Source organism: Methylophaga lonarensis MPL, assembly GCF_000349205.1.
GTDB lineage: Bacteria > Pseudomonadota > Gammaproteobacteria > Nitrosococcales > Methylophagaceae > Methylophaga > Methylophaga lonarensis.
Genome location: NZ_APHR01000003.1, coordinates 1 through 13,865, shown reverse-complemented (window position 1 = coordinate 13,865; position 13,865 = coordinate 1). Strand labels below are relative to the sequence as shown.

Genomic DNA, 13,865 nt, shown 5'->3' with positions numbered 1-13,865 from the left:
TTGCTCTGCTTGCTCTGCTTGCTCTGCTTGCTCTGCTTGCTCTGCTTGCTCTGCTTGCTCTGCTTGCTCTGCTTGCTCTGCTTGCTCTGCTTGCTCTGCTTGCAGCGTAGTTTCCGAGGCTGTGTTTGTCTCTATTTGTTCGGAAAATTCTGCAACTGATTGTTCAACATCCGGCTCGCCGGTCAACAATTCTTCTGTTGCTGTCTTCTCTTCATTGCTTATGGGAGCCTCTACCGCTGATGCCTGACTAGACTTTCCGTAAATATCAGGGGTTTTCGCCTGCCAGCCTGACGCAGCGTAGTCAGCCAGGCTTCGTGGTGCACTGACCAACTCTTCATCGCTGTCCACTGACTCTGTACTTTGGCTACTTTGTTCGAAAGCCGACTCGCCTTTGCCATAGATATCAGGAACCTCAGGATTCCAGTCACCACGTAAAAAGTCTGCCATGCGTGATGGTGTGGTTGTGGGTGTTTCAGTGGCTTCACTCGTCGCCAAATCATCAGAAGCATCGTTAGGCTCCTCGACCTCGGACAGGCTGTCGTCTTCAAGATCATCGGTGATATCAACCAGTAAATCATCTTCATCACTGGCTTGGGTCAGATCAATATCAAAGTCATTTTCTTCTGATACTTCCGTCGTTTCCTCAGCATCTTCTGGATCAATGTCTGTAAATTCAACCACTTCGGCTTCACTGGTTTGCTCCTGCGGATCGGACGCTGCGTCCTCGGTTTTCAACTCAACATCAGAAAGTAATTCTTCAATCTCATCTGTGACAATAAGTTCATCATCTGTATCGCTTTCGCCTGTCTCAGCATCAACATCTACCAGGACATCTTCAAATTGAGTGACATCACTGCTGTCGCCAAAAGCCTGCTCAGGTTCCGGCTCATCCTGATATTCATTCAGTTCGATCGCATCACTTATTGCGCTTTCGTTTTCTGAGAGTTCTGGATCTTCAATACTCCCTGCCAGCTCAGTTGTTTCAGCCTGAGCTTCGTCACTGTCAAAATTCGGTGTGCTGTCTGTCTCCGGTTCCGGCGTTTCCTGTGCGTCTGAATTGGGCACCGCCTGTGCCTGTAACTGAAGAGTGGCATCTGTCAGCCCGGCTAGATACGCTGGCAAAGCATGAAAAGCCTTGCTGTTGCGGTCCAGATAAGTGTTCAAAAGTGCCTTGTGAATTTCCCTTTCACGCTCTTCAAGCTCCGAAACCTGCATTTCCAGGGCCTCACCAGACAGTCCAAAGCGCTCTGACAGACTTTTTCTGAGGCTTTCTGAACGGCTTTCACGCTGAGATTTGAGCTGTTTTACTAGTGCGGCAGTTTCACGTTCATATTTTTTTCGTCTGCGCCAAAGAATGAACAACAGTCCAGCAAACATCAGCCCAAATATGGCCGCCAGCTCAAATGCCAGAATGTGAAGGACGGGATCGGTTATCGACATCTATATCATCTCCCCGGCCGGAACATAGTCACGTTGATATTTGCGCCAGCGCCAGTAGGCTAAGCCGAGCAGCATCAAAATAATCAGGTTACCAATGGCCAGTTTTGTCATTGCCAGGTTCATTTCATTGTCAAAAAACGACGTTTTTTCGGATGTCACGGTGCTGTCGTGTACCGGTTCATCAATGACAGGCTCGACAGGTGTGGTTGTGGCTATGTCTGTGCTGATCTCAGCCAAGGGTACCGAGTCAAACTCATCCTCAAGCAGCACGCGTGCAGGTTGCAGAAAAACACTTCTTCCTTCGGGCGTTTGGCCTCTCATCTGCAGTTGCAAGTTGTAGGTGACACCAGGATCCAGCTCAGCAATGGTCAATTGCCATAACTCGTCATCAAGCTTGATAACGTCATAAGACCATTCACTGCCATCAGGTGCCCCTAGCAAGGCGCTAATCGCCAGATTTTCGGTGCTCAACCAGGCAGTATCGACTTCCAGATTAATCCGGTGGGTGCGGGTCGAACGCTGTGGAATTTGTGTAGCCTCGATGTTGACAGGCAACGGTACCACATTGATTTGCTGTCGACGCTCACGCTCAAAAGTTTCACTTTTGACGGTCATCACTACATCGTTTCGGCCTGGCTGAAAAAAGTTACCCAATTGCCTGCTGTAAACACCGTCATGCTGGCTGCTATTGAGTTCACTATCCAGAAAATCTCCCAGCTCATGGCTCTGCATCAGGTTGGCGTCCACCAAAGTCAGGAAGTCTTGTCGACGAATGATCTCGCCTTTTTCAGTCAGGCTGGCTTCAAAGTCGAATCGCTCACCAATCAGCATATTGTTGGGCAAATCAGTCGTGCGTAACTTCATGTCTGTCAAAATCAACACACGGTTGTCTGGATCCATTTCTCCATCAATCAACCAACGACCTGCGGAGGGATTTTCAATCGTGACAAGATCAAAATATTGTTCATGTTGCCAGCGTACATTCTCTGGCAGATCGGGGTAGACAATCTTCTGTTGATCCGGCGCAACAAGTACCGAGGCTTCGCTACCTGGTGTTCGAAAGGCCAGTACTGTCATTTCTTTGACTGAGCCATCGATACTAAATTGATTGTCAGTCAGTGGGACACTGTCGCGATGTGCGGATTTTTCAAACAACAGCAAAAATACCCGCTGTAACTCTTCCGCATCGTTTACCTGGTGATACCAGCCATCGGTAATCAGCGATAAATCTCGCAATAGCTCATGATCCGCCTCATCTGACAGGGCGATGGTATGCACAACAATCCCCGCCTGTTTCAATTGCGGGGCGACTTTTTCCAGCACTCGTTGACGTGATTGCCGGTTTTTTGATTCGTCTTTACTGATATCGACCATGCCATCCGACAACAAAATCATGCTGCGGCGAAAGGCTGGATCGGGGGATGTCTGGTTGATTCGGGCCGTTTCCAGCACCGCTTCGATGTGGGTGAACAGGCCAGGGGAATTTATCTTGTAGGATTGCTGGTAGGCATTGTCTCGCCAGGCTTGATCAACATCACGCCATGGCACCAGCATATTCACTTCTGTGGCAAAGGTCCAAACACCGGCCCGTGAATCGGCAGGTAACAGTCCCGCCAGCATTCGTAATCCAGGTTGGCGAAGATTATCTGGATCTGTCCAGCGCATACTGCCTGAAATATCAATCAGGATACGAATATCACTTCTCGGCTCAGCAGCTGCAGGAATAGAAGTTACTGCCACCGACAATGGCAACAGCAAACAAAAAATGACAGATCGAAAAAGCACCATATTTACACTCTTATCAGTCTCGACAATGACAAAAAAATGCCATCTGTCGACGCATGTGGTGCTGTCATGCAGAAATTGTGCCGTTAGAACAAACGGCAGCAACCTAAACTTAAAGTGCTTTCAAACCTCGAAGCAAATCCGTCTTAATATCTTCGACCGACTCAAGGCCCACAGACAAACGGACGAGTCCTGGTGTGATACCGGCTTCGAGCTTGGCTTCAGTGGATAAACGGCCGTGTGTAGTGGTGGCTGGGTGAGTAATCGTCGTTTTACTGTCGCCCAGATTGGCAGTGATAGACAGCATTTTTGTTGAGTTGATCAATGACCACGCCGCCGACTGTCCGCCTTTAAGCTCAAAAGCGATAATGCCACCAAACGCTGATTGCTGTTCAGCCGCCAGCTGATGACCCGGATGATCAGGCAAACCAGCGTAATAAACTTTAGCTACCTGCGGCTGCTCGGTTAGCCACTGTGCCAGTGCCAATGCCGAGCTCGAATGAGCGTTCATACGAAGCTCAAGGGTTTCTAGTCCTTTTAAGAATGTCCATGCATTGAAGGCACTCATCGTCGGCCCTGCTGTACGCAAGAAGCCATACACCTCCTCCCCCACACGTTCTGCGTCACCGACTACTGCGCCACCAATACAACGCCCCTGACCATCGATAAATTTAGTTGCCGAATGAATGACAATATCAGCGCCCAAAGCCAGCGGTTTTTGCAATGCGGGAGTACAAAAACAATTGTCCACTATCAATAGACAACCATGACTTTTTGCCAAAGCCGACAAGGCACGAATATCAGCAATTTCATTAAGCGGATTGGAAGGTGTTTCCAGAAACAAGGCTTTGGTCTCTGGTTTGATTGCAGCCTCCCAGGCCGCTAAATCCGTTAAAGGTACGTAGTCGGTTTGCAAACCAAACTTGGCGAGGTATTTGTCGAACAGCACACGCGTAGTACCAAAAATACTGCGTGAAGAAACAATATGATCGCCAGATGCCAACAACCCCATAAACGTCGAAAGGATGGCTGACATGCCCGATGAAGTGCCCACAGCACATTGTGCACCTTCCAGAGCAGCCAGACGTTCCTCAAACGCACGAACGGTCGGATTGGTAAATCTTGAGTAGATATTTCCCGTCTCTTCACCGGCAAATCTTGCCGCCGCCTGTTCCGCACTGTCAAAAACGTAGCTTGAAGTCAGAAAGATCGGTTCTGAATGTTCATTTTCATGCGTACGTGACTGACCCGCTCTGATGGCACGTGTAGCGAAGCCACTGTCCTGAAATTTATTACTCATTGTGTGTGAATATGCCTTGAAAAAGAACCGTTTAGTAATGTTGTTTGGCGTTGATGCCATCGCACTTAAAACACATTATAGGTTATCCAGCCCGATTATCGACAGCACAACCTTCATGTTGGTACGAGGCTTGCTGAACTATATTGCGCGCCACATAGTCATATGAACCCGATCCAACGAAGGATACTCTGAATGCTGCTCAGCAAAAAACGCCACAATCTCGAACTGTTTTCAAAAAACCAGCAAATCTTGGAACTGGAATCCAAACTCAAATCCATAAAAGAATCTGTCGCCTGGATTGAATTCACGCCAGAAGGTTTTGTCAAAGATGCCAACAGCCTTTTTCTCCAGGCTGCGGGATACACTATCTCCGAGGTCTCAGGCAAACATCACAGCATGTTCTGTCCCGAAAACATTCGGCAATCGGCGGACTACAAAACCTTTTGGAAATCACTGGCCAGTGGCCAGCATTTTGCCGGTACCTTTCAGCGGATCAATTCAACTGGCAAAACCATCTGGCTCGAAGCCACCTACTTTCCAGTGCGCGATCCCAATTCTGATCAAGTCACATCGGTGATGAAGATTGCAAAAAACATCACCGAAGACAAATTGATTTCAGATAAACAAATCGCCATCACCAATGCTCTGAACCGCTCCATGGCAGTTATCGAATTCGATCCAGACGGCACCATCCGAGATGCGAATGACAACTTTTTACAGACTGTAGGATACAAACTGCAGGATATTGTGGGTAAACATCACAAGATATTTTGTGATGAAGGCTTCTATCGCGACAATCCCAATTTCTGGCAACAACTCTCTGATGGTCACTTTTATTCAGGCATCTTCAAACGTTTTGGGTCAGCGGGTCAGACAATATGGTTAGAAGCCACTTATAATCCCGTCAGAGATGAAAACGGTCAGATCACAGGCATCATAAAATTTGCCAGTAACATCAGTGAGCGTATCGAAAAACACCATAAAATTCAGCAGGCAGCGGAACTGGCGCATTCGACAGCTGAAGAAACCGCGCAAATTTCCAAACAGTCCATGTCTACCATCGAAGAGAATCTTGATACCTCTCAACGAATCTCCCAGAGTTCGCGCGAAGTCTGTGAAGTGGTTGAACGACTCAATGTTCAATCTGAAGAAATTCGCAGTATCGTGACCACTATCAACAGCATTGCAGAACAAACCAACCTGCTTGCGCTGAATGCCGCAATCGAAGCCGCACGTGCGGGTGATCATGGCCGTGGATTTGCCGTGGTCGCGGATGAAGTGAGAAACCTGGCTCGAAACACGGCTGAATCAACATTGCGAATCACCTCTGTAGTTGATGCCAATCACAAACTAACATCAGAGATAAGTGCTCAAATCAGAGACACCGCAGATATCGCAGAAAAAGGCCTGTCACAAGTCAGGCAGGTTCAGAGCATTATCGATGAGATTTATCGAGGTGCGGAGGATGTTTCAAAGTCAGTGACCGTGATCTTGTGAAACAGTCCGAGCTCGACCAGATTGGTCGAGCTCGGCTGCTGTGATGCTTGACTAGGGCTGATATTGCACTGTGAACATCACTGTTCGATCAAGGCTGTTGTAGTTTTTGACACGCTCATATTTCTTGTCAAAAACGTTATGCGCGGTGAGGCGTGCAGTCCACTCTGGACTGATCTGATAGGATAAACGAAGATCCACCAAGCCGTGCCCTGCAAGTCTGACATCATCCGTGGTGAATGTGTCGGTGTTGAAAAAACGGTCATTGCTATTTCCACGGATATGCCAACTGGCCCCTGCAGACCAATCACCGAACTGACGATCCAATGTAGCATTCATCCGTTGTCTGGCTCTTCTGATTAAACGTTTTCGGTCATCACGATCCTGGGGTTCTATATAGCTCGCATTCAGGCTCCAATGCAAATCTTCAACGTCCCCACGAATATCAAATTCAATGCCTCGAATTCTGGCTCTGCTGACATTTTCAGGAATCGCTTGAAAGACAATCAAGTCCCGGATTGTTGTTTCATAAAGATCAACAGACCACTGCGCAAAATCGTGAGTACCTCTAAAGCCAAAAGCGATACTTCTGGACTTTTCGGGATTCAAATCCGGGTTTGAAAAGCCGGGGAAATACAAGTCATTGAAGGTTGGCGCTTTGAATGCTGTGCCATAGCTGCTTACAAACTGCAGAGACTCTGTAAGCGAATACCCCCACTCTGCAGTCCCGGTGGTGTGTTCACCAAAAGCCTCATTGTCATCATGCCGTAGACTCAATAACCAACCATGGCGCTGATGCGCTCCCTGCCAGGAGACAAATATCGCTTTGTTGTCGCGGCTGTCTTCATCATAATCGGTCGACCCGGTCACTTTATCGTGAGCGTAATCAAAGCCGATATTGAGTGTCTGCGTATCCGCCAACGCAAAAGTATTGATCAGGCTGAATTGACGATGACGAGTATTCAGTTCTCTAATCGCTGCACGATTTTCAAATGTTTCTGATCGATCACGTGATTCTGCAATGTCAAAATTAACTGTCCATCGCTCAGTAAGTGCATAAGAAGTATCTGCACCGATGACCTGCTGTGTGTTGTTATTGAATGGATTGGCGTCAGGCGAAAATGCTTCATCAAAATAGTTACGCGCCTCTGCTCTAAGAAAACGCACACCACCTTGCCATTGTGCCGTGAATTGATGACTCAGATTAGCCGAAACGCTCTTGTTTCGATAACCATCCTTATCCGGATCAGCTGTTTTTAGAGCATCAATGCCGTTACTCTCAAGTACACTGACTCCAAGATTGAAACGCGTCGAGCCATGACTGCCATTCACCCCAAGCGAAGCCTTGCGGGTGTCATGACTGCCATAGCCCAATTCTGCATAGGGTTTGATTTCATCACTGCCCTGTCGGGTAATGATGTTGATGACGCCACCAATGGCTTCGGCACCGTATAGACCGGATCGAGGTCCACGAATAATCTCAATACGCTCTATATGGCTGACAGGAAAGTCCTGAATGGCGGCAGAGCCGGTGGTAGCTGAATACCACTTCACGCCATCAACCAGAATCAAGACATGTCCAGAGTTGGTGCCGCGCATAAAAATGCTGCTCTGCTGACCGAGACCACCCGTCATGGTCACATCAACGCCGGGCGCACGGGTTAATAATGTCGGCAAATCATTGATTTGCCATTGATCTATTTGATCTCGAGTAATGATTGTAGATGCTGCTAAAACATCGCCATTCGGCATTCGATTAGCTGTAACTGTAATGGTGTCCAGGCTATCCGCCTGTACTGGAGACAAAACACTGGCAACAACGCCTGCAATCAACGTGGTGCGCAGCTTAAAGCTGTAGGAAGGGTTCATGAGAAAACTCCTCTGGATACGCTCACCCGCGATCCTGTTAGTCGGAAACCCTGAATTGCATCAGAGACGGCTCCAGGCCGGTATCCGGACTCATGTTGAGGTAGTTCACCAGACTGACGCCTTCCCACACTCTGTGCAGTGGCTATATGCCAGTTTTATCAACATTTACCGTTGCGGGGGCAGTGTTGGAATTGCACCAACTTCCCGTTTAACAATGATTTACATCATCGCACCTGAAGAGCCGGGCATATTAGGCACCAACAGATTCAGTGTCAAATTAATGTGAAGAAAGTATCCATCCACGAAACTGCTGATCTCATCGATACTGGCCGACTTGACCCTGCTCTGTTGCAAGCCCGTTCTATGGACTAGTTTCGCTCAATTATCGATATCAAACCTGAGCCACAAATATTTAATTGAGATTATGAATGAAGCTACGGTTATCAAAACTTATTACAGCACAAGCAAGTAACTCTTGCTCCCGCTTCTGGCCTGCATTTTGCTGTGTCATTAAACTGTAAAGTTACTCACAATTTCTGTGGATAAGTCTGTGCTTAACTTTTGAGTTACTCGCCAAGTCGTTCATCTCTAAACACTCTGCTCAAATTGAGCAAAAAATAACCAATCCACATTTACTCAATAGATTCAGATAGTTACAAAACAGATATTGAAAATCATACAGTTAGCGGTGGCTGTTGTTTAATCGCATGAGCATTGAAAAAAACAGGTGCATAACTTGCATTGACTGCTCAATGGTTGGACCTGTAGAAAATCGTCATTGACTGCCAATTGTGGCCTGACTTTTGCTGCCGGCTGTGACATTAAAGTTACTCACAATTTCTGTGGATAAGTCTGTGTCTAACTTCGGGGTTTGTCGCTAAGTGCTTAATCTACATGGACTAGTTGTCTATTGCTCATAAAACGAGCACCCCTTTAATAGTGATATATTTCAATGGGTTACATATTATGAAATATGTGTTTTTGCCACTATCATATGGCTTTAACACAATGTGAAAATTATGTGAAAGAAGTGAATAACTTAAGCGCATAAGCATTAGCTTATGCACAAGAAAATAGAACATCTGGCCTGAGAGTAGATACTATCAGGCCAGATTAGTTGGGCTTAGACAGACGCTGTTTCTGTATGAATATCCAGCACCAGCTCGCCATCCTTGAGCGTGACGTTGACATGGCCACCTTCGCTCAATCGGCCAAATAGTAACTCATCAGCCAATGGACGTTTGATACGTTCCTGAACCAGACGGGCCATTGGCCTTGCTCCCATTTGCACATCATATCCGTGCTCAGCAAGCCACTCTCGAGCAGCATTGTCGATTTCGATGGTGACATGTTTATCCTGGAGCAACATTTCCAGTTCAAGCACCGCCTTGTCAGCAACACGCAGAATCGCATCTCGGGTGAGTGGTTTGAACTGAATGATTCCATCCAGTCGATTGCGAAACTCTGGCGTGAATGTCCGCTTCAATGCTTCCATACCGTCACTTTGATTACGTTCGCTGGTAAAGCCGATAGAAGCTTTATCCATATCGTGTGCCCCAGCATTGCTGGTCATCACCAAAACAATATGCCGGAAATCGGCTTTGCGGCCATTGTTATCAGTCAGCGTACCGTGATCCATTACCTGAAGTAACAGATTGAAAACATCGGGGTGAGCTTTTTCAATCTCATCCAGCAGCAATACCGCGTGCGGCTGTTTGATAACAGCATCGGTCAACAGTCCGCCCTGATCGTAACCAACATAGCCTGGAGGTGCGCCTATCAGTCGTGAAACAGTGTGCGGCTCCATGTATTCGGACATATCAAAGCGAATCAGTTCAACACCCAGGATATGCGCCAATTGACGCGTCACTTCTGTTTTACCAACGCCGGTAGGACCAGCAAACAAAAAAGCGCCGGTGGGTTTTTCCGGATGCCCTAATCCCGAGCGCGCCATTTTGATAGCAGAACTTAAGGCAGCAATGGCTTCATCCTGGCCAAAAATCACATGCTTCAGATTTTGCTCAAGCTTACGCAGGTTATCCTTGTCAGCGCTGCTAACCGTTTTTTCAGGAATACGGGCGATTTTTGCCACGATGGCCTGCACATCTTGCACACCGATCATTTTCTTGCGCCGGGATTTAGGCAGGATTCGCTGCGCTGCTCCGACTTCGTCCAGAACATCAATGGCTTTGTCCGGCAAATAACGGTCGTTAATATGCCGCGCAGCCAATTCGGCTGCCTGTTCAATAGCAGCATTTGAGTAACGCACGTTGTGATGTTTTTCGAGTCCAGGTTTGAGGCCTTTAAGGATCTCAATGGTCTCAGCAACGCTGGGTTCTGGCACATCGATCTTCTGAAAACGTCTTGCCAAAGCGCGATCATGTTCAAAAATGCCACGATATTCCTGATAGGTCGTTGAGCCAATACATTTCAGCTCACCGCTTGCCAGCAAGGGTTTAAGCAGATTAGCCGCATCCATGGCACTGTTTCCAGCGCTACCGGCACCGATCACTGTATGGATTTCATCGATAAACAGGATGGATTCCGGTTGTTGTTTGATTTCCTTGAGCAAAGCCTTGAGACGCTTTTCAAAGTCACCACGATATTTGGTACCGGCAACTAGAGCACCCATATCCAAAGAATAGACCACCGCGTTTTCAAGCACTTCAGGCACATCACCGGAAACAATACGCTTGGCCAAACCTTCAGCCAGTGCTGTTTTACCCACACCTGCCTCACCGACAAACAAAGGATTGTTTTTTCTGCGACGGCAAAGCACCTGTAGGGTACGTTCGATTTCCAGATCGCGACCAATCAGAGGATCAATCCGTCCCAGTTTTGCTTCGGCATTCAGATTGGTAGCAAATTGTGCCAGTGCGCTTTTACGTTCAGCGCCCTCTTCATCGGTTTCGACTTTTTCTTCTTTGGTTTCATCAACCACACTCTGCGTTCCACCATGACTAATGGCATTGACCACATCCAGTCGTGTCACATCCTGCTTTTGCAGCAAGTAAACCGCTTGTGATTGCTGTTCGGAGAAAATCGATACCAGGACATTGGCGCCGGTGACTTCATTGCCTCCAGAGGATTGCACATGCATTACCGCGCGCTGCAAGATGCGTTGAAAAGCAAGCGTTGGTTGCGTTTCGCGTTCGGTATCTTCCGGAAGTGTTGGCAGATTATCAGCCAGAAAATCTGTCAGATCCTGTCGTAACTGGGCAATATCTACTTCACAGGCTTTGAGTACCGCCAGTGCTTGTCCGTTTTCAAGCAGTGCCAGCAGTAAATGTTCAACAGTCAGAAATTCGTGTGCCCGCTGACGTGCATAGTTAAATGCCTGACTGAGGGTTTGTTCAAGTTCTTTACTCAACATAGCGGTTCCTGCCTGTGTGTTTGCAGCGCACCTGTTACTCCTGCTCCATGGTGCATTGCAGTGGGTGCCCGTGATGCTGGGCGTAGCTGTTCACCTGTTCCACTTTGGCTTCAGCGATTTCATAAGTAAATATGCCACATAAAGCACTGCCTTCGGTATGGACTTGCAACATTGTGCGTGTGGCCCGCTCCCGCCCCATATCAAAAAGCTTTTCCAGAACTTCTACGACAAACTCCATCGGCGTGTAGTCGTCGTTAAGCATAATCACCCGATATTTGGGTGGTTGCTTAAGCTCCGGCTTGGATGGCGCAACCAGGTAATCACTACCTGGCCAGTCACGTTCACGTTCATCAGTCATTGCTTAATATCAGCTCGCCTGGTCAATCAAGGTCTGCAACTCTCCGTTTTCGTACAGCTCCATGATGATGTCACAACCGCCAACCAACTCACCTTTGATGTAAAGCTGTGGAAAGGTGGGCCAGTTAGCATAACGATGCAAATTCTCACGTACTTCCGGATCTGCAAGTACATTGACATATGCAAACTCTGAGCCACAAGCGGCAAGGGCTTGGGAAGCTCTGCTGGAAAATCCGCACTGCGGAAATTCAGGGGTGCCCTTCATAAAAAGAATCACCGAGTTTGATTCGATGGCCTGCTTGATCCGTTCCATAATGTCCATTAATTACTACCTCTAAGAAAAATTTGTGTGTCGTTCGTTCAACGACTAGATGGGGTCTACCCCTCACAGCTTCAAGATTACGCCTGACTGAAATCCAGATGCAAGAGTCCTAATACACCTTCCAGTCCGCAATGATTCAGCACTGTGCTTGCCTGTTTCTGGACTTTGGGTTTGGCATGATAGGCAATACTCAGTCCGGCCTCAGCCATCATCAACAAGTCATTGGCACCATCGCCCATTGCCAGCGCCTGAGAGGGTGCAATACCTAATTCCTCACACTGCCTGAGTAAAAACTGTGCCTTTGACTCAGCGCCGCAAACATCCCCTACTACTTCCCCGGTCAATTTGCCGTCGTGCTCTGCCAGCACATTAGCCATTGTGTAATCAAGCCCGAGTCGCTGTTGCAGACGCTCGGTGAAGAAAGTAAATCCGCCCGAAACCAAGGCAGTTTTGATGTTGTGGTTTTTCAGCGTGCTTATCATCAGCTCAGCGCCCGGGTTTAGTTTGAGTCTCTGCTGATAGACCTGTTCCAGCACAGACACCGGCAAGCCCTTGAGCAAGGACACCCGGCTTCGCAACGAAGTTTCAAAATCGATTTCCCCGCGCATTGCAGATTCGGTAATTTCTGAAACTTGTGGTTTGAGGTTCATGAAATCTGCAATTTCATCAATGCACTCGATACTGATCAGCGTCGAGTCCATATCCATCACCAGCAACTTGGCTTGATTGGCCAGAAAATCACCCGGTAGCAAGTTGATATCGAAACTGTACTCCTGCCGGAGTGCATCCAAATCAAGCATGTTTGCACTGTCAAAGTGCAAAACGACAAAATTTTCGAAAGCTTTGACTTCGGCAGCCAACTGACGGGCAATTGCTTCGCCAGCATGTACCGTCAAGCCGGCTCCCTGTAATACCATTGTGTTCATAGATTCTGCCTGCAAATAAAACTTCGGCGAGTCTGAAAAGCTTCAGCTCGCCGAAACAATAGGCCTGATGGCCACAGGGTCTGTTGACCGCTGAATAGTAGTATTCGCTGCGGAATATTACTTGGCAGCTTTTTGATTGTAGCGCTCGATACTGGAAGTGATCTCGTTTTTGGCGGCAGCAGCATCCAGCCAACCATCAACTTTGACCCATTTGTTTTTTTCCAGATCTTTGTAGTGCTCAAAGAAGTGCGCCAGTTGATTTAACAGGTAGGCTGGCAGATCTTTGACATCCTGCACGGCTTCATACATTGGGTCATGTGGCACCGCGACAACTTTGGCATCTTCACCTTTTTCATCGGTCATTTGCAGCATGCCCACTGGTCTGCATTGCACCACGCAACCACTGATCAGCGGATATGGCGTCACTACCAGAACATCCACCGGATCACCATCGTCAGACAGTGTTTGTGGCACATAACCATAGTTGCATGGATAAAACATAGCGGTGTTCATGAAACGGTCCACAAACAATGCGCCGGTTTCCTTGTCGACTTCATATTTGACAGGATCGGCATTGGCGGGAATTTCGATGATCACATTGATATCATCGGGGACGCTGCTTCCTGGGCCTACGCGGTCAAGATTCATGTTGTTACTGCTCCAATTAGGACGTGAATAAATCGCTAGATTATAAAAGAATTCAAGCTCGGATTAAACGTGTGACGCTGTCGTTTAACGTAAAAAGAAGTACAAGGCCACGCATAGCAAGACGGCTGAAAAAATTCGTTTCAACACGCTTGATGGCAGCTGTTTCGCAAGTTTTGCACCCAATGGCGCAAACAGCACACTGGTTGAAATAATTCCCAACACCGCAGGCCAATGAATCAGACCTGCCGTCCAGCCAGTGTCTCGCAAGGCGCTGACGGCGCAAACAACATAAAACCGATACCGCCCCCCAGGCAATTGGAAAACCACAAGCGGCCGCGTTCCACTGCCTGC

The 13,865-nt window shown here is 47.8% G+C and carries 11 protein-coding genes and 1 riboswitch; of the genes, 1 reads left to right on the top strand and 10 read right to left on the bottom strand.

What is annotated here, in order from left to right:
- From MPL1_RS13755 to MPL1_RS00620, 3 genes are all read right to left on the bottom strand, one after another.
- Positions 1-1,440: hypothetical protein (locus tag MPL1_RS13755; RefSeq protein WP_009725199.1), on the bottom strand; the 1,440-nt coding region annotated here is incomplete at its 3' end.
- Entirely contained in the window at positions 1,441-3,228 is a 1,788-nt protein-coding gene (locus MPL1_RS00625) for a VWA domain-containing protein (RefSeq protein ID WP_009725198.1), read from the bottom strand.
- A gap of 109 nt (positions 3,229-3,337) precedes the next feature.
- Complete coding sequence (locus MPL1_RS00620; RefSeq protein WP_009725197.1) at positions 3,338-4,525, bottom strand: O-succinylhomoserine sulfhydrylase; 1,188 nt, start codon at positions 4,523-4,525, stop codon at positions 3,338-3,340.
- A 192-nt stretch (positions 4,526-4,717) separates the two neighbouring features.
- On the opposite strand from MPL1_RS00620, the gene MPL1_RS14350 reads away from it, so the two are divergent.
- Positions 4,718-6,022 (top strand): methyl-accepting chemotaxis protein, encoded by a 1,305-nt coding sequence (locus MPL1_RS14350; RefSeq protein WP_009725196.1) that lies wholly within the window; start codon positions 4,718-4,720, stop codon positions 6,020-6,022.
- A 51-nt stretch (positions 6,023-6,073) separates the two neighbouring features.
- On the opposite strand, the gene MPL1_RS00610 is transcribed toward MPL1_RS14350, so the two are convergent.
- From MPL1_RS00610 to MPL1_RS14410, 7 genes are all read right to left on the bottom strand, one after another.
- Positions 6,074-7,888 (bottom strand): TonB-dependent receptor domain-containing protein, encoded by a 1,815-nt coding sequence (locus tag MPL1_RS00610; protein ID WP_009725195.1) that lies wholly within the window; start codon positions 7,886-7,888, stop codon positions 6,074-6,076.
- Positions 7,889-7,946: 58 nt separating this feature from the next.
- A riboswitch (cobalamin riboswitch) is annotated at positions 7,947-8,140 on the bottom strand.
- 871 nt (positions 8,141-9,011) lie between these two features.
- On the bottom strand, positions 9,012-11,261 hold the full coding sequence (gene clpA / locus MPL1_RS00600) for an ATP-dependent Clp protease ATP-binding subunit ClpA (RefSeq protein WP_009725193.1): 2,250 nt from the start codon (positions 11,259-11,261) through the stop codon (positions 9,012-9,014).
- 34 nt (positions 11,262-11,295) lie between these two features.
- Complete coding sequence (gene clpS, locus MPL1_RS00595; protein WP_009725192.1) at positions 11,296-11,619, bottom strand: ATP-dependent Clp protease adapter ClpS; 324 nt, start codon at positions 11,617-11,619, stop codon at positions 11,296-11,298.
- Positions 11,620-11,628: 9 nt separating this feature from the next.
- Positions 11,629-11,940 carry a Grx4 family monothiol glutaredoxin gene (gene grxD / locus MPL1_RS00590; protein ID WP_009725191.1) on the bottom strand — a complete coding sequence of 104 codons (312 nt, stop codon included), beginning with the start codon at positions 11,938-11,940 and terminating at the stop codon, positions 11,629-11,631.
- Positions 11,941-12,017: 77 nt separating this feature from the next.
- Entirely contained in the window at positions 12,018-12,866 is an 849-nt protein-coding gene (gene serB / locus MPL1_RS00585) for a phosphoserine phosphatase SerB (protein ID WP_009725190.1), read from the bottom strand.
- Positions 12,867-12,983: 117 nt separating this feature from the next.
- A complete protein-coding gene (gene ppa / locus MPL1_RS00580) occupies positions 12,984-13,514 on the bottom strand; it encodes an inorganic diphosphatase (RefSeq protein WP_009725189.1) in 531 nt (176 codons plus the stop codon).
- 84 nt (positions 13,515-13,598) lie between these two features.
- Positions 13,599-13,712 carry a hypothetical protein gene (locus MPL1_RS14410; protein WP_407635244.1) on the bottom strand — a complete coding sequence of 38 codons (114 nt, stop codon included), beginning with the start codon at positions 13,710-13,712 and terminating at the stop codon, positions 13,599-13,601.
- Between the last annotated feature and the right edge of the window lie 153 nt (positions 13,713-13,865).